Consider the following 16,654-nt stretch of genomic DNA (forward strand, 5'->3'; position numbering starts at 1 on the left):
ACTCGGTTAACTTCTTTATTTTTGAAATGTCGTGATCAGTCAGACCACTGACTTGGGTAATCTGCGGGCATCACACCGAGCAAAAACACGGACGATAAAAAACCAGAGAACAACCGCAAAGCTCAAGGCAAAGTGCCTCGACTGCATGCTGATGAATTTAGGTGTTTTGCTTTGGATGAGACAGGGAATAAATCCTGCTCACAGCAGCCAAAGTGCTATGTAAAACCCGAGTGCCAACCAGATGAGCACAAAGCACGCCGCAGCCAACAGACTGCGCGGCTTGGCGAACAAGCTGTCGGCTTTGGCACGGGCGTTGGCCAGCACGTCGTCGGGCATGAAGCGCATGACCAACAGCAAGCCGAGAGGCACGATGAGCAAGTCATCCAAATAGCCCAAGACGGGAATGAAATCGGGAATCAAATCAATGGGGCTGAGCGCATAGGCGGCCACCAAACCCGCCAAGAGGCGCGCACCCACAGGCGCTTGCGGGTCGCGCGCGGCAAAGTAGACCGTCACCACATCGCGCTTGATGCCGCGGGCCCACGTTTTCAAGCGAGAAATGACGGAAGGCGGTGTCGCTGAGTCCGTCATTTCTAAAGTCAGGCCAAGGCCACGCGCATTTGGTCAATCACCGCTTTGTAGTCAGGCTTACCAAAAATCGCGCTGCCCGCCACAAAGGTGTCGGCGCCTGCATCGGCCACTTGGCGGATGTTGTCGGGCTTGATGCCGCCGTCCACTTCAAGGCGAATGTCTTTGCCGCTGCGCTCAATCCACTTGCGAGCCAGCTCGACTTTGCGCAGGGCCGAGTCGATGAAGCTTTGGCCACCAAAGCCGGGGTTGACGCTCATGATGAGGATGAGATCAATCTCGTCAATCGTCCATTCCAGCACGTCCAAAGGCTCGGCAGGGTTGAACACCAAACCCGCTTTCACGCCCTTGCTCTTGATGGCTTGGATGCTGCGGTGCACATGGGCACTGGCGTCTGGGTGAAAGCTGATGTAGTCCGCACCGGCTTCGGCAAACGAAGCGGCCAAAGCATCCACAGGCGAAATCATCAAATGCACGTCGATGGGCACGGCCACGCCGGCTGGCGTTTTGGCGTGCGGCTTCAAGGCTTGGCAAATCATGGGGCCAAACGTGAGGTTGGGCACATAGTGGTTGTCCATCACGTCAAAGTGAATCCAATCAGCGCCAGCGGCGATGACGTTTTTCACTTCATCACCCAAACGGGCGAAATCGGCAGACAAGATGGAGGGCGCGATGTTGAATGGGGTGCGTGGGCTGGTCATGGGGTGATTATTTCACCCTCCGAGAGGGGTAGCTGGCTTAGGCCAAAATCACCCTATGCCACGCTACAAATTCCAAGTCGAAGTTCACCCGCAATACCTGCCTGAGCAGTCCGACCCAGACGGTGGCTTGTACACCTTCGCTTACACCATCACCATCACCAACGCGGGCCATGTGGCGGCACAGCTCATCTCGCGCACCTGGAACGTGAACGACGCCAACGGCACGCACGAAAAAATCAAAGGCCTAGGTGTGGTGGGCCACCAGCCCTTGCTGCAGCCCGGTGAACAGTTTGAGTACACCAGCGGCACCCGTCTGCGCACGCCCACGGGCACCATGCACGGCAGCTACTTTTGCGTGGCTGAAGACGGGGAAAAGTTTGATGTCGACATCCCCATGTTTGTGCTCGATGCGCTCAGCGATGAGCCGGGCAACCGCAACTTGCACTAAGGCCAAACGTCATGGGTGAATTTGACCTCATCGAGCGCTACTTCAAGCGCCCCACACACAAAGCCGCACTCGGCGTGGGTGACGACTGCGCCTTGCTCAACACCACACCCGGCATGCAGCTGGCGGTGTCGAGCGACATGTTGGTGGAAGGCCGCCACTTCTTAAGCACGGTCGACCCCGCCCGTTTGGGCCACAAAGCCTTGGCCGTGAACCTGAGCGATTTGGCTGCTGTGGGCGCAGAGCCTTTGGCCTTCACCCTCGCGCTCTCTTTGCCACGCGTGGACGAAGCATGGCTGGCAGGTTTTTCGAGCGGCTTGCTGCGCTTGGCCGATGCCCACGGCTGCGAGCTGGTGGGCGGCGACACCACGCAAGGACCGCTGAACATTTGCATCACCGTCTTTGGCGAAGTGCCCCCAGGCGACGCGCTGCTGCGCCAAAACGCACAAGTGGGTGATGACATTTACATCAGCGGCACAGTGGGCGATGCGCGCTTGGCACTCGAAGTGTTTCGCGGCACGCACGCCCTGTCAGGCGAAGCCTTCGAGCAAGCGCGTTTGCGCATGGAGCAACCCACCCCCCGCGTTGCATTGGGTAGCGCACTGCGCGCTGTAGCCAACGCGGCGATTGATGTGAGCGATGGTTTGTTGGGCGACCTAGGCCACATCCTCAAACGCTCAGGCGTGGGCGCGCAGATTGACACCACTTGGCTGCAAGCCGCAGGCAGCTTTGGCGAAGCACGCTTGCCCGCAGGCATCACGCCCGTGCTGGTCGAGCTGCCTTGGAACAAACGCCTAGAGTTCGCCCTCTCAGGCGGCGACGACTACGAGCTGTGCTTCACCGCACCCGTGAACCAACGCGAACTGGTGCATGCCGCCGCATGGGAAACCCACACGCCCGTCACACGCATTGGCCGCATCACACAAGAACTTGGCTTGGTGGTACTTGACCCGCAAGGTCAACCCATTGCCAAACGCTTTGCGTCGTTTGACCATTTCGCATGACAGGCCTCAGATGCTGAACCGCCGTTTTTTACTCTCCCACCCCGCCCACTTCATTGCACTCGGCGCAGGCTCGGGCCTGTCGCGTTTGGCACCGGGCACAGCAGGCACCTTGTGGGCATGGGCCGTGTTTTTACTCTTGCAAATTTGGTTGACCCCGCTACAAATGGGCATGCTGATTGCGGCGTCCACGTTGGTGGGCTGGTGGGCTTGCACAGTCACCGCACAGCACATGGGCGTGGCAGATCCCGGCGCGATTGTGTGGGACGAGGTGATTGCGTTTTGGTTGGTGTTGTGGCTGGTGACGCCCGCCACGTTCTGGGGCCAACTGGGTGCGTTTGTCTTGTTTCGCTACTTTGATGCGGCCAAGCCTGGCCCTGTGCGCTGGGCCGACAGCCTGTTCAAAGGGTTTGGTTGGCGTGGGGGCTGGGGCATCATCTTTGATGACTTGGTGGCTGCGTTTTGTACCTTGTTGGTGATCGCTATTTGGAGGTCGTTATGAGTGCACACACTGTGACGGAACAACTGGCCGACGTGTTGCAACAACACGGCTGGATGCTGGCCACCGCCGAGAGTTGCACGGGCGGCCTGATTGCCGCGAACTGCACGGATTTGTCCGGCTCTAGCAACTGGTTTGAACGCGGCTTTGTGACCTACTCGAACGAAGCCAAACACGAGATGCTGGGCGTCGACGCTGCGTTGATTGCGCAGCATGGTGCAGTGAGTGAAGCCGTCGCACAAGCGATGGCCTTGGGTGCTTTGCGCCACTCACGCGCGCAAGTGTCTGTGGCCGTGACAGGTGTGGCAGGCCCCACAGGGGGTTCGGCAGACAAGCCTGTGGGCACGGTGTGGTTGGCGTGGGCCACCCCCAGCGATGCTGGCCCCACATTGGGCGCTGAAACCGCGTGGGTCAAAACTGAGTTGATGCACTTCGCTGGCGACCGCGCTGCGGTGCGCGAAGCCACGACACAACATGCGCTCAACACTTTGCTGAACTTACTGCAACAGCACTGAGCAAGACACCTCGCGCGCCATCAAGCGCACATCAAACCGGCAAAGTCGCTGGAAAAACCTTACCCACCGCCACGCCCAAACGCGCCATGCGGTTACGCATGGTCAACACCGCTCTGTCTTTGCTGATGAGTTGGGTTTGGTGTTGTGCCGCCAAATCTATGAACTTTTGGTCATCACCGTCTTTGCACACAAACAGCGCTTTGGGCGCGATAGGCACCAGCTGCGCATGTGCATCAAACTGCGCCAAGATGTCTTGCGCGGTGAGTTGACTGAACGCCAACCGTTTGACGATGTGGGTGTAGGCCAACACGCGCTCTAGCTCATCACGCATGACTTGCGTGGCCAGCCATTGCACCGTCTTGTTTGTGAGCGCCGCCAACAACACCGGCGTGGCCGCGTCTTGGTAGAGCCACAAATCCAGCACGATGTTGGTGTCAAGCACCACGCGCGCGGGTGCTACATCGACAGCGCCGCTCACGATGTTGACGGCGCGTTGCCCTCTGGGGGCTGCGCGTCGTTGGGCTTGTTGCGCATCGAACCCGCACGCAAGTCAAAGCGGAACATGCGGCACTCAATCGGGCCGTTCCACATGGGCACGCGGCGCGATTCTTTGAAGCGCATGCGGCTTGGCAGTTTCAGGTCGGGCGTCAACATCCATGCCGTCCAGCCGGGGTAGTTTTTCTTCCAATGGCTCGCGAGTTGGGCAAAGAAATCGCCACCATCTTCGGTCTGCGCAATGTCGCGTGCGCCAAAGCGTGGGACGTCGTCGCGCACCATGCCATGGTCAAACGATTCGTCATCAAAACCTGCATCGCCGTTTTGGTTGACGTCTTCGTAGGGCGACACATAGTCGGTGGGCGGCGAGTAGCGCGCACGGCGCGCCGCGCCCGCAATGCCTGCGGCTTCGATACGTTCGCCATACGGTGGGTTGACCAGCATCACGCCCGGCACATCGCTGGGGGGCATACGCTGCAAGGCATCGCCACCGCGCAGCTGCACGGCGTGGGCCACGCCTGCGCGCTCGGCGTTGCGTTGCGCGAAGTCGACCATACGAAAGGCCACGTCACTGCCGTAAATCGGCGCACGCGGCTCGCACTCTTGCGCGCGCGCGTTGTCGAGCAAGCCGTGCCAGACATGCTCTTGGTAAGGAATGAGTTTTTGGAAGCCAAATTTGCGCATCGAACCCGGTGCAATGTTGCAGGCGATTTGCGCCGCTTCCACCGCGATGGTGCCGCTGCCGCAACACGGGTCATACAGCGGCACGCCTTGGGCCACGAGGCCTTCGGGGTTGGCCGCTGTGCCGTCGCCTTGGCTCCAACCGCTAGCGGCCAGCATGGCGGCAGCGAGTGTTTCTTTCAAAGGCGCATCGCCTTTGTCAGCGCGCCAGCCGCGCTTGAACAAGGGCTCGCCCGAGGTGTCGATATACAGCGTGCAATTTTCGGTGGTCAGGTGGGCGTAGATGCGGGCATCGGGCCATTGCGTGTTGACATCGGGGCGCACGCCAAACTTGTGACGGAAGCGGTCGGCCACTGCGTCTTTGATTTTGAGCGCCGCAAAGTTCAAGCTCTTGAGCGGGCTGTGCTGCGCGGTGATTTCGATTTTGAAAGACTCTTTGGGCGAGAACCACAGCTCCCACGCCACCTCGCAGGCCGCGCGGTACAGGTCTTCCTCTTGGCGATATTGGGTGTGCGACAACTCCACCAACACGCGCTGCGCCAAGCGGCTGTGCAGGTTGAGCAACAACACATCGCGCCACGAGGCGCGCACCATCACGCCAGCACGGAAAGCGCGCAAGTCGTCGTCGCCCACGCCGGTGATGCGGCGCACTTCCTCGGCCAAATAGGATTCGACGCCTGCCGCACAGGGCAAGAAGAGATGTAATTGATTCATAGTTTCACCAGTTGAGGACAGCGCAAATTGGGCCTGTCCCGCAAGTTATCAGAGGGCCTTGCGCAATGTCGTGGGCGCAATGCGCAGCGCCTCACGGTATTTGGCCACGGTGCGGCGGGCGCACTCAATGCCTTGCTCTTTGAGCATTTCGGAGAGCTGATTATCCGACAGCGGCTTTTTGGGGTTTTCGCTCGCCACAAATTGCTTGATGAGCGCGCGCACCGCCGTGCTGGAGGCGTTGTTGCCGCTGTCCGTCTCCAACCCTGAACCGAAGAAATACTTGAGCTCAAACGTCCCAAAAGGGGTGCTCATGTATTTGTTGGTCGTCACGCGGCTGATGGTGGATTCGTGCAGCCCCAGCTCCTCGGCAATCTCGCGCAGCACCATCGGGCGCATGGCGAGTTCGCCGTGGATGAAGAAGTTTTTCTGGCGCTCAGCAATCGCATTGCTCACACGCAAGATGGTGTCAAAGCGTTGTTGGATGTTCTTGATGAACCAACGCGCTTCTTGCAAACGCTGTTGCAAGCCCGCATGCGCTTCGCCCTTGCCGCCTCTGAGGGCATTGGCGTAGATGTCGTGCACACGTAAGCGAGGCATCACATCGGGGTTCAATGCCACTTTGAATTTTGGCGTCATGGTCGACTTGCCCACGCGCGTCACCAACACATCAGGCACCACCACATGGCGCTCCACATCGGCAAAACGACGGCCGGGCTTGGGCTCTAGACGGCCAATCAGGGCAATGGCCACTTTGACATTGGCTTCGCTGTCACCCACGATGACCGCCAAGCGTTTGAAATCGCGCTTGGCCAACATCTCCATGGGCTGCTTGCACATGAGAATGGCGGTGTCGCGAATCTGCAAAGCTTCTTCGCCTTTGGGCGTCAAGGCTTTGAGTTGCAGCGTCAAACACTCGGCCAAATCACGCGCGCCCACACCCACAGGTTCTAGGCTTTGCAGCAGCGACAAGGCCACTTGGAAGCGGTGTTCGAGTTCTTCAATTTCCTCTTCATCGTCACCACCCAAACCTTCGGCCAAGCTGCGCAGCGTGTCTTCGAGGTAGCCGTCGTCGTTGAGGTTTTCAATCAAGTAGCGCAAGGCCGCTTGGTCAGTAGGGCTCAAGCGCAAAGCCAAAGCTTGACGGTGCAAATGCGAGGTGAGCGACTCTTGCATGCGCGCCAGCTCGGTGGCGTCTGCGGTGTCGCTGTCGGCGGTGTTGTTGTTATTGCTGGCGGGTGCGTCGCCGCCCCACTCAGAATCGTCGGCTGAGAACTCCACGCTGCCATCACCATCCCAGCTTTCGGCCACGCCATCCACGCTGGGTTCGGTGTCACTGGCCGTGTTGTCCACGCTGATTTCAGACATGCCGCCATCGAGCGATGGCACTTCGCGGACAGGCTCGACTTCTTCGTCACGGGTAGGGGCATCGGCTTTGTCGAGGCCAAACTCTTCGCGCGGCGCTTCTTCAAACTCTTTGTCGAGAAACGGGTTCTCGTCGAGCATTTGCTCAATCTCTTGGCTCAACTCCAAGGTGGACAACTGCAACAGTCGGATCGACTGCTGTAACTGCGGCGTGAGCGCCAGATGTTGGGAGACGCGGAGTGATAAGCCTTGCTTCATCGTTTCGCTCCGAAACGATGAGCGACAAAGGGCCGCCCCAAGGCGCGAAGGCCCCCTCGGGGGGCAGCGAAACACGAAGTGATGAGCGTGGGGGTCTGCATGCCTACATTCGGAAATGTTCGCCGAGGTACACGCGACGCACGTCGGCGTTCTCGATGATTTCGCGCGGCGTGCCCTGCGCCAGCACACGGCCATCACTGATGATGCACGCGTGGTCGCAAATGCCCAGCGTTTCGCGCACGTTGTGGTCGGTGATGAGCACGCCCATGCCACGCGCTTTCAAGAAGCCAATGATGCGCTGAATCTCAATCACCGCAATCGGGTCGATGCCAGCGAACGGCTCATCCAACAAAATGAAGCGCGGGTTGGTGGCCAAGGCGCGCGCGATCTCTACGCGACGGCGCTCACCGCCGGAGAGCGCCACAGAAGGCGATGCACGCAAATGGTCCACGCGCAACTCTTGCAGCAGCGAGGTCAAGCGGGTTTCAATTTCCTCGTGCTTGAGTGGCTTGCCGTCTTCACCGCGTTGCAGCTCCAACACGGCGCGCACGTTGTCTTCCACATTCAGTTTGCGAAAGATGGAGGCTTCTTGTGGCAAATAACTCAAACCCAAACGCGAGCGGCGGTGAATGGGCAAATGTGCCACCGGCTGACCATCGATGGTGATGCTGCCACCGTCGGCGCGCACCAAGCCCACGATCATGTAGAACGAGGTAGTTTTACCCGCGCCGTTGGGGCCGAGCAAGCCCACGACCTCACCTTTTTTCACAGAAATCGACACGTCGTGCACGACCTTGCGGCTGCCATAGGATTTTTCCAAGTGGCGGGCTTCCAAACGACTCTCTGTGGTCTCAGCGGTGTGTGTGGGTGAAAGCGTTTCGATCACGGTTTATCCAATGTTTTGCTGCGTGGCGCCAACACGGCACGCACCCGACCACCGCTGGCCTTGCCGCCTGCTTTGGTGCGTTGGCCATCGATGCTGAAGACATCGGTCAGGTTTTCATAAATGATGAGTTTGCCGGTCATCGTGTCATTCAACACAGCACCGCGGTAGCGGCGCACTTCGGCGTTGTCGATGAGTTTGACGCGGTCTGCTTTGCCATCAAATTCGATGCGCAAAGCCTCGCCTTCCATGAACTCGTCATTGCCTTCTCGCTTTTGGCGAAAGAAAGCACGCTTGTTCGGCTCAGGAAGGATGACGCCAAATTGATAACCATCGGCGTCTTCGCGCATCTCAATGCGCGTGCCGCGCATCACCATCGTGCCTCGGGTCAACACGGCACGTCCGGTGAAGATACTGACTTGGTTCAACTCGTCATGAACCAAGCTGTCGGCTTCGATGTGGGTGGGCTTCTCACGATCTGCTTTTTCTGCAGACGCCGCTACCGGCACGATGGCCATCAGCAAAGCGAGGGAGAAAGAAGCAAATGAAGTCAAGGCACGAATATTGCTCGTTAAGTTGATGGCATTCTAACCATCAACAAAGCAATTTTCGTGCTGACCCAGCTGGAGTTAGCGGCCGCGGCGTACTTCGCCGATGAGGTATTCAGCAACCTGCAAGGCACGGTCCATGGTTTGGGTCAGCGAGCCGTCTGTGTAGAAGCGGCCAGCCACGCCCAAGGCAGGCACGCCTTGGACCTTGAACGCGTCTTGCAGCTGCGTGGCGCGGCGTGCTTTGGTGGCGACGCCAAAGCTGTTGAAGGTATCCAAAAACTTCTTCTCAGGCAAACCATTTTTGTTAGCCCAAGCCGCCAAGACGGGTGCGGTGTTGAGCTGCTGGCGCTCGGTGTGAATGGCATGGAACAGTTTGCCGTGCATGGCATCCACCAAGCCGAGCGACTCAAACACGTAATACGCACGTTGTTGCGCTTCAAAGTCGTCACGGAAGCGCACGGGCACGCGCTGAACCACCACGTCTTTAGGGGCCGCTTTGACCCACGCAGCAAACTGCGGCTCAAACGAATTGCAATGCGGGCAGCTGTACCAAAAAAACTCGATCAACTCAATCTTGCCTGCGCCCACATCGGTCGGCACGCGCTTGTCGAGCGACAGGTAATCCGTGCCTTCCACCGGCTTTTTGGCAGCGGCAGGGCTTTGTGCTTGCGCAGCCAAGGGCAGACCAGCCACAGACGCTGCGCTGATGGCGGCTAAAGAAAAATCACGACGTTTCATGGGTTACCTCTTGGTGTTTAACGTTGCACCCGCACCATGGCGGAATCAATGTGAGCAGCTTCGAGCTTGGCGCGCACGCGCTCGGCTTCAACTTTGTCCATCGGGCCCACACGCACGCGGTAGACCGTGCGGCCGCCTTGGTCGCGCTCGCTGATTTTGGCGTCTAAGCCCAATAAGGCGGTTTTGGCGCGTTGCGCTTGGGCTTCGTCGTTGCTGCGATAGGCGCCAGCTTGGACAAAGTAAATGAATGGGTCCGTGCTGGCGGGCTTAGCCTCGGCAACAGGTTCAGCGGCTTTGGGTTGGGGCGCTTTTGTTTCTGCAGGCGGGGCTTCAGGTGCTTTTGCCTCTGGCTTTGCTTTGGGCTCTGACTTGGGTTCAGCGGCTTTCACTTTGGCCAAATCACCCAAGGGGTCTGCACTCTTGGGGTCAACCTTGACCGCGGCGTCTGGCTTAGGCTCTGCTTTGGCTTCATCGGCTTTGTCGCCCGACTTAGCGCCCTTTTTGCCGTACAGCGGTGCGTTGGGGTCCCAGTCTTTGTTCTTCTCGGCTTCGGCAGCGTCGGAGTCTGCCGAACGCGTTTGGCCTTTGTTCATGAAAGGCATGGGCACTTTGGTCACGTACACCGCGACGCCCAAGGCCACGGCGAGGCCCACCACCAAACCAATGATGAAGCCCACCAAAGTGCTGCCGCGTTGCTGATTCATGCTCAAAGTCTCCGTCGTATTTACATGCTGGCGGGGGCTGACACGCCCAACACCGCCAAGCCATTGTGCAGCACCTGCGCGGTGGCAGCCACGAGTGCAAGTCGCGCTTTTTTGACCGCTTCGTCGTCCACCAAAATGCGCTCGGCATCGTAGTAGCTGTGATAGCTAGCAGCCAGGTCGCGCAAGTAGAAAGTCACGTCATGCGGCGCAAAGTCGGCCGATGCTGCCGAGAGCATGGCGGGATACTTGGCCAGCTGCAACATAAGCGCTTGCGCTTGTGGGCTTTCGAGCGCCGACAAGTCCACCTCTTTGAGCGAAGCCACATCGCCACCGTCTTTGTCGACCCATGCGCGCAGCACCGAGCAAATGCGAGCATGCGCGTATTGCACGTAGTACACAGGGTTGTCGTTGTTCTTTTGCACGGCCAAGTCCACGTCGAAGGTGTACTCGGTGTCGGGCTTGCGGCTCAGCAAGAAGAAGCGCACGGCGTCTTTGCTGGTCCACTCGATCAAATCGCGCAGGGTCACGTAGCTGCCAGCGCGCTTAGAAATTTTCACTTCCTCGCCGCCGCGCATCACGCGCACCATGGTGTGCAACACGTAGTCGGGGTAGCCCTCGGGAATGCCCACATTGGCGGCTTGCAAGCCAGCGCGCACGCGGGCGATGGTGCCGTGGTGGTCCGTGCCTTGAATGTTCACCACCTTGGTGAAGCCGCGCTCCCACTTGGTGATGTGGTACGCCACGTCCGGCACAAAGTAGGTGTACGTGCCGTCTGTCTTTTTCATCACACGGTCTTTGTCGTCGCCGTAATCGGTGGACTTGAGCCACAAGGCGCCGTCTTGCTCGTAGGTTTTGCCTGCGGCTTGGAGGCGACTCACCGCATCGGCCACTTTGCCGCTGGTGTAGAGGCTGCTTTCCAAGTAATAGTTGTCGAACTTGACGTCAAAGGCTTTCAAGTCGAGGTCTTGCTCGTGACGCAGGTAGGCCACGGCGAATTCGCGCATGCCGTCCACATCGTTCACATCACCGCTGGCGGTGAATTCGCGGTCGTCGGACTTGACGGTTTTGCCAGCCAAGAAATCGGTGGCGATGTCTTGGATGTAGTCGCCGTTGTAAAACGCTTTGCTCTCTGGGTTCTCGGGGTCCACCGGCCAGCTGGCATCGCCGGGTTTGATGCCTTGGGCGCGGAAGTGCGTGCTCTTGGCCAAGGTGTTGATTTGCACGCCCGCGTCGTTGTAATAAAACTCGCGGTAGACGTTGAAGCCTTGCGTGGCAAACAAATTACAAATCGCATCGCCCAGCGCGGCTTGACGGCCGTGGCCCACATGCAGCGGGCCGGTGGGGTTGGCAGACACAAACTCGACCAACACGCGTTGACCGTTGTCGGCTTGGAAGCCGAATTGTTCTTTGGCAGCCAACACCTCGCGCACGATTTGCTGTTTGGCGGCAGGCTTCAAACGGATGTTGATGAAGCCGGGGCCTGCAATTTCGATGTCTTGCACCCACTGTTGGTACACGGGCGCGGCCAGCAACGCGTCGCGCAGCTGTTCGCCGAGCTGACGTGGGTTGAGCTTGAGGGGTTTGGCCAACTGCATCGCAGCGGTAATGGCGAAGTCGCCATGCGCGGCGACCTTAGGAGATTCAAAAGCAGCCTTGTTGCCAGAGCCGGGCAACAAACCGTCGAGGGCTTGGCTCAGGGCGGCCAGCAATTCTTGTTTAACTTGGAGCATGGCTAGATTTTACGGGGCGGACCTGTCCTTCATAAGAGTGGGCGATTTTTTTGGCATGATGTGTACCCATGCGCGACGCCCACGACCTCTCCCCCACCGACCGTTTTCAATACACCCCCACCCTGTCGTGCGTCATGCCCGCCTACAACGAGGGCAAGAACTTAGGCACCTTGGTGCCGCAGGTGCTGCAAGCCTTGCAGGCACTGGGTTCGCAAGTGGAAATCGTGCTCATCAACGACGGCAGCCGTGACGACACGGCGCAGGTCATTCAAGCGCTGTGCGAAGCGCACCGCGAGGTGGTGGGCATCAACTTGTCACGCAACTTTGGCAAAGAAGCCGCACTGACGGCGGGCATTGACGCCGCACGCGGCGAGGTGGTCGTGCTGATGGACGCCGACGGCCAACACCCTGTGTCGCTGGTTGCCGATATGGTGAAGCGCTGGCGTGAGGGCTCGGACGTGGTGTACGCGATTCGCCGCACACGTGACGACCAATCGGCCTTGCACGCGGGGCTGACAGGCATGTTTTACAAGCTCATCAACATGGGCAACCGCGTGAAGATTCCCGCGCACGCAGGCGACTTCCGCCTGATGGATCGCCGCGTGGTGGAGGCCTTGAAGCAGCTGCCCGAGCGCAACCGATTCATGAAGGGCTTGTACGCCTGGGTGGGCTTTGCCAGTACCGCGATTGACTACGAGCCGCTGCCACGCGCAGCGGGCGAAAGCAGCTTTGGTTTGCGCGGCTCATTTGCGTTGGCACTGACTGGCGTATTGGCGTTCTCCATCGCACCGTTGCGCGCCCTGACCATCACCGGCTTGATGCTGGCGATGTTGGCTTTGGGCTACGGCGCATGGGTGGTAGCCGAGTATTTTGTTTGGGGCATTGATGTCCCGGGCTACGCCACACTGGTGGTGGGCATGATGTTTTTCAGTGGCATTCAGCTGCTGTCGATTGGCATCCTGGCTGAATACGTGGGTCGCATTTACGAAGAGGTGAAACAACGCCCCATGTATTTGGTGAGCCAACGTTGGGGCGCGGGCTTGTCTTTGGCGCCGGTCAAAGCGACAGCGCCTGCGGTGATCGACAACGACCCACCGCACCCCGTCTAAAGCATGCGTACCGGTTTTTGGTTTTTAGTGGTGGGCGCAACAGCCGCGGCGGTCCACATGGCTGTGTTCATGCTGGCCACGCCCTACATGTGGCCCGAGGTCGCGAATGCGGCGGGCTTTTGCATTGCATTTGTGGTGAGCTTTGCAGGGCACCGATTTTTAAGCTTCAGCGATGCGCAGACCAGCCTGTGGCAAAGCTTTCGCCGCTTTGCGGCCACGGCGCTGGCAGGATTTGCCGCGAACGAGGTGATGTTTGTGGCATTGCTGCGAGGCTTGAATTTGCCCGATTGGTTGGCGTTATTTTTTGCGCTGGTCTTCGCATCCGCGCAGACTTTTTTGCTCAGCCGCTTCTGGGCTTTTCGCCGCGCTCGTTGAGCCGCGATACAAAACCCACGCATCGTCTTTGTAGACCTCGGTGAAACCAGCATAGGTTTCGCTACGAAACGCCTTTCGCCAACGTGGCGCCAACACCCATGCGTGTTCATCGGTGCGTAGCTCGGCCAAGCGCGACATCGGTTGCAGCACAGCCCCCGCGGGTTTGTCGAAGTCCACGCCGTCCATGAGCTCGCGGCGCCAATCGTCGCCGGCTTCTTGTTCCTCGCGCGCCCAGTCTTGAATCACTTCTATCGGGCGTTGGCGTTGGGCATAGAACATCACGTCATAAGGGTAGTCGTCCACCACCGCCAGCACATCGCTGGGAGCCACTTGGCACACCACCGCTTGGGCCACGCCACGTGTGCTGCGCTCTAGCGTGAACACGCCAGCGTAGTGATTGGCAAAACTGGCCACCGCCACGCCCACCAGCGACAAAGCGCCAAACAACCAGGCGCTCCAAGCACGCGGTGCCAAATGGCGCTGCCACCACAAAGCCGCCAAGACTGCCAAGGGCGGCATCACAGGCAAGGCATAACCAATGAGTTTGGAATTGGGAATAGAGAAAAAACCAAGAATGGCCAGCACCCAAATCCAGCACAACGCCACCCAAGTACCGTTGTCGTTGGAGGGTTGCTGACGCACACGTTGGCGCACGCGCTGAACGCCATCAGCGGCTACAAAGAAAACCCAAGGAAACAACAACACCGGCACAGCCACGCCGTAGAACCACCAAGGGCGCGCGTTGTTGAACGTGGTGGCGGTGTAGCGGCCAAACTGGTGCTTGCCAAACATGTAGGCCAACATATCGGGGTGCTCACGCGCAGCCAGCACAAACCAAGGCAAGGCGACCGCAGCAAAGAGCAGCAAGCCACTCACCCAAGGCAAGGCCAAAATCTTGCGCCACTGCCAGGTGTAAGCAATCCAAACAAACAGCACGAGGCCGGGCAACAACAAACCAATCAAGCCCTTACTCAGCACGCCCAAAGCGCACGCCACAAAACCTGCGCGCGCCCAGTTGGCATGCAAGCCACCTTGATGCATGAAGGCACGGGCAAAGCACCAAATGGCCACCCCCATCCATGTGGCCACCATCATGTCGGTGTTCACATATTGACCGGCGACCAAAAATGTCATGCTGGTACCCAGCACCCAACCTGCGCGATGCGCCACGTCGGCCCCGGAGAAATGACGCGCGCAGGCCACCATGAGGCCCAGCATCAAACACGCATGTAGCGCCACCACCAAACGCGCAGCCCAAGGCGTTGCGCCAAACACGGCCATGGAGGCCGCTTCGAACCAGTACAAAAGCGGGGGTTTGTGAAAGAAAGGAATGCCATCAATGCGTGGGGTCAACCAGTCGCCACTCATCCACATCCATCGACCCACTTCCGCGTAACGCCCCTCGTCGGGGATAGAGAGCGGACGCTCGGCGGCCAGGACCAGCAACAACACCGGCAAGAGCCAAAGGCCCCAAGTGCGCCAGCGAGGAGATGCAAAGAAAGAAGAAATCATGTGGGTCTCAAGCTTGTATAAGTTTGCCGCTGCCGCGCACCAAACGCACGCGGGCGTCAAACATGTGCTGCACAAAATCGTGTCCAGCGAGATAAGCAAACTCTCGCTTGCGTGCAGGACCAATCGCATCGTCCGCCTGTGCCGACACAGCTGGGTGACACATGATGAGGGCGGTTTTGTCTGCTGGTAAGTGCGCGAGCCAGCCTTGCATGTGGCGTGCGTAGTCGTCCATGCCCCCCTCAAAACCGTAGGCACCCGACAGCGGCCCCACCGTGGGCCATGCGTGGTGCTGGGCCCATTTGGCGAACGCTGTTGCCCCCATGGCAGAGATGACTTTGGCCTTGAGCCCAGGTTGTGCGACTTGCGACACGCGTAGCCAAGGACGCTGGGCGGTATGGCCATAACGGCGCATCAGCACCTCGACCAAGGCATGACGAAAGACCGCAAATTGCTGGATGTGTTGGTGGCCATCGATGTGATCGGGGGGCGCTTGCCACAAAGCCTCAAAGGCATCAAGCTGTCGTTCAATTTCGTCTTCAATGCTTTGTTGGTTGTAGAGGCGTAGCGCAGCCCGCAGCATGACCGCACCCAAGCGGTCGCCGTGCCCTGCTTCCATCGCAAAGCTGCTGGTCCAATCCAAATGCACCCCCACGTCCAAGCGCTCACGCATGTCACGCAGGGCCGCCACATCTTCAGCCCAACGGGGCGACAAGCTCATCACGCTGGTGGCGCTCAAGCGACCGAGCACAGCCAAAGCAACGATGCCTTGCGATACGGGTGCATTCAGCGCGTAGTCGTCTGCACACAGCACGACGTCTTTGATGTGATCGAACGTCATGCAGCCGAACTCCAGTAACTCGCATGACCGTAGTGGTCTTTGAGAAAATCAATCCACAAGCGCAAGCGCAGGGGCAGGTGTTTGCGCTGCGAGAACACCGCATAAATTCCGTTGGGAGGTGCGGCGAATTCTTCCAATACAGGCACCAATTGCCCACTGCTGATTTCAGACTCCACCTCCCACGTGCTGCGCCATGCAATGCCGTGGCCCGCCAAACACCAGTCATGCAGCACTTGGCCGTCTGAGCAATCCATAGGTCCACTGGGGCGCAGGTGAATCACCTCATGGGTTTGGCTGTCGATGCGCTTGCCCGTCACAGGCACACGGAACGCCCAGCCGCGTGTTTGTGATGCATCGCTGGAAAGCGTCAAGCATTTGAAGCGCATCAAGTCACTCGGCACTTTGGGGGTGCCGTAGCGTTTTAAAAATTCGGGGGTGGCCACACACAAGCGGCGGTTGTCGGCCATGCGCACACTCACCAACGATGAGTCGGGCAAATCGCCCACGCGCACAGCACAATCAAAACCTTCGGCGGCCAAGTCGACCACACGGTCGCTCAGATTGAGTGACACCGTCACATCGGGGTGCATGCTGTGAAACTTGGGCACCAACGGAGCCACATGACGACGGCCAAAACCTGCAGGCGCGGTAATACGCAAGTGTCCACTGGCTTTAAGGCCACCCGCACTGACGCTCGCTTCGGCATTGGCCACATCGGCCAGCAAGCGTTGACAGTCTTCGAGGAATGCCGTGCCTTCGTGTGTGAGCGTGATGCGTCGCGTGGTGCGCACCAAGAGCTTGACGCCCAAGTGCGTTTCTAAGCTGTCCAAGCGACGCCCCATGATGGCGGGTGCCACGCCCTCGGCTTTGGCCGCAGCGGTCAAGCTGCCCTTCAAGGCCACCGACACAAAAGACTCAAAGGCTTTGAGTTTGTCCATGCATCAATTATCCACGG

The 16,654-nt window shown here is 59.0% G+C and carries 19 protein-coding genes; 6 read left to right on the plus strand and 13 right to left on the minus strand.

Features of this window, described 5'->3' with window-relative positions; all coding sequences use genetic code 11:
• Positions 1-198: 198 nt before the first annotated feature.
• Both QMG15_RS12015 and rpe read right to left on the minus strand, forming a co-directional pair.
• Positions 199-591 (minus strand): YkvA family protein, encoded by a 393-nt coding sequence (locus QMG15_RS12015; RefSeq protein WP_281788777.1) that lies wholly within the window; start codon positions 589-591, stop codon positions 199-201.
• Between the two features lie 8 nt (positions 592-599).
• Entirely contained in the window at positions 600-1,289 is a 690-nt protein-coding gene (gene rpe / locus QMG15_RS12020; protein WP_281788779.1) for a ribulose-phosphate 3-epimerase, read from the minus strand.
• A 55-nt stretch (positions 1,290-1,344) separates the two neighbouring features.
• On the opposite strand from rpe, the gene apaG reads away from it, so the two are divergent.
• The 4 genes from apaG to QMG15_RS12040 are packed head-to-tail and all read left to right on the plus strand — an operon-like array spanning position 1,345 to position 3,749.
• The gene (gene apaG, locus QMG15_RS12025) at positions 1,345-1,737 is read left to right on the plus strand and encodes a Co2+/Mg2+ efflux protein ApaG (protein WP_108360464.1); all 393 of its coding nucleotides are present in this window, start codon (positions 1,345-1,347) and stop codon (positions 1,735-1,737) included.
• A gap of 11 nt (positions 1,738-1,748) precedes the next feature.
• Complete coding sequence (gene thiL / locus QMG15_RS12030; protein ID WP_281788780.1) at positions 1,749-2,738, plus strand: thiamine-phosphate kinase; 990 nt, start codon at positions 1,749-1,751, stop codon at positions 2,736-2,738.
• 10 nt (positions 2,739-2,748) lie between these two features.
• Positions 2,749-3,237, plus strand: a complete 489-nt coding sequence (locus QMG15_RS12035; protein WP_281788781.1) for a phosphatidylglycerophosphatase A — start codon at positions 2,749-2,751, stop codon at positions 3,235-3,237.
• Positions 3,234-3,749 carry a CinA family protein gene (locus QMG15_RS12040; RefSeq protein WP_281788782.1) on the plus strand — a complete coding sequence of 172 codons (516 nt, stop codon included), beginning with the start codon at positions 3,234-3,236 and terminating at the stop codon, positions 3,747-3,749. Before QMG15_RS12035 ends, QMG15_RS12040 begins: the two co-directional genes overlap by 4 nt.
• Before the next feature lie 31 nt (positions 3,750-3,780).
• Here the strand turns inward: QMG15_RS12040 and QMG15_RS12045 are convergent, their stop codons facing one another.
• From QMG15_RS12045 to argS, 8 genes are all read right to left on the minus strand, one after another.
• Entirely contained in the window at positions 3,781-4,227 is a 447-nt protein-coding gene (locus QMG15_RS12045) for a putative toxin-antitoxin system toxin component, PIN family (protein WP_281788783.1), read from the minus strand.
• Positions 4,224-5,639 (minus strand): THUMP domain-containing protein, encoded by a 1,416-nt coding sequence (locus QMG15_RS12050; RefSeq protein ID WP_281788784.1) that lies wholly within the window; start codon positions 5,637-5,639, stop codon positions 4,224-4,226. The genes QMG15_RS12045 and QMG15_RS12050 overlap by 4 nt, the downstream gene beginning before the upstream one ends.
• Before the next feature lie 48 nt (positions 5,640-5,687).
• Entirely contained in the window at positions 5,688-7,259 is a 1,572-nt protein-coding gene (locus QMG15_RS12055; RefSeq protein WP_281788785.1) for an RNA polymerase factor sigma-54, read from the minus strand.
• A 103-nt stretch (positions 7,260-7,362) separates the two neighbouring features.
• Positions 7,363-8,145: an LPS export ABC transporter ATP-binding protein gene (gene lptB / locus QMG15_RS12060; protein ID WP_281788786.1), complete on the minus strand. Its 783-nt coding sequence runs from the start codon at positions 8,143-8,145 to the stop codon at positions 7,363-7,365.
• The gene (lptA, locus tag QMG15_RS12065; RefSeq protein WP_281790140.1) at positions 8,142-8,660 is read right to left on the minus strand and encodes a lipopolysaccharide transport periplasmic protein LptA; all 519 of its coding nucleotides are present in this window, start codon (positions 8,658-8,660) and stop codon (positions 8,142-8,144) included. The genes lptB and lptA overlap by 4 nt, the downstream gene beginning before the upstream one ends.
• A 111-nt stretch (positions 8,661-8,771) precedes the next feature.
• Positions 8,772-9,431, minus strand: a complete 660-nt coding sequence (locus tag QMG15_RS12070; RefSeq protein WP_281788787.1) for a thiol:disulfide interchange protein DsbA/DsbL — start codon at positions 9,429-9,431, stop codon at positions 8,772-8,774.
• Between the two features lie 17 nt (positions 9,432-9,448).
• On the minus strand, positions 9,449-10,135 hold the full coding sequence (locus tag QMG15_RS12075) for an SPOR domain-containing protein (RefSeq protein WP_281788788.1): 687 nt from the start codon (positions 10,133-10,135) through the stop codon (positions 9,449-9,451).
• Positions 10,136-10,155: 20 nt separating this feature from the next.
• Complete coding sequence (gene argS / locus QMG15_RS12080) at positions 10,156-11,865, minus strand: arginine--tRNA ligase (protein WP_281788789.1); 1,710 nt, start codon at positions 11,863-11,865, stop codon at positions 10,156-10,158.
• 68 nt (positions 11,866-11,933) lie between these two features.
• Here argS and QMG15_RS12085 point away from each other — a divergent pair, with 68 nt between their 5' ends.
• Entirely contained in the window at positions 11,934-12,974 is a 1,041-nt protein-coding gene (locus QMG15_RS12085) for a glycosyltransferase family 2 protein (RefSeq protein ID WP_281788790.1), read from the plus strand.
• A gap of 3 nt (positions 12,975-12,977) precedes the next feature.
• The gene (locus QMG15_RS12090) at positions 12,978-13,349 is read left to right on the plus strand and encodes a GtrA family protein (protein WP_281788792.1); all 372 of its coding nucleotides are present in this window, start codon (positions 12,978-12,980) and stop codon (positions 13,347-13,349) included.
• Here the strand turns inward: QMG15_RS12090 and QMG15_RS12095 are convergent.
• The 3 genes from QMG15_RS12095 to QMG15_RS12105 are packed head-to-tail and all read right to left on the minus strand — an operon-like array spanning position 13,272 to position 16,637.
• Positions 13,272-14,861 carry a glycosyltransferase family 39 protein gene (locus tag QMG15_RS12095; protein WP_281788793.1) on the minus strand — a complete coding sequence of 530 codons (1,590 nt, stop codon included), beginning with the start codon at positions 14,859-14,861 and terminating at the stop codon, positions 13,272-13,274. The two genes, QMG15_RS12090 and QMG15_RS12095, sit on opposite strands and share 78 nt — an antisense overlap.
• A 7-nt stretch (positions 14,862-14,868) precedes the next feature.
• Positions 14,869-15,699, minus strand: a complete 831-nt coding sequence (locus QMG15_RS12100) for a ChbG/HpnK family deacetylase (protein WP_281788794.1) — start codon at positions 15,697-15,699, stop codon at positions 14,869-14,871.
• Positions 15,696-16,637 (minus strand): LysR family transcriptional regulator, encoded by a 942-nt coding sequence (locus tag QMG15_RS12105; protein WP_281788795.1) that lies wholly within the window; start codon positions 16,635-16,637, stop codon positions 15,696-15,698. The genes QMG15_RS12100 and QMG15_RS12105 overlap by 4 nt, the downstream gene beginning before the upstream one ends.
• Positions 16,638-16,654 lie beyond the last annotated feature (17 nt).

Origin of the sequence: Limnohabitans sp. INBF002 (genome assembly GCF_027924905.1) — a bacterium.
Taxonomy (GTDB): domain Bacteria; phylum Pseudomonadota; class Gammaproteobacteria; order Burkholderiales; family Burkholderiaceae_C; genus Limnohabitans.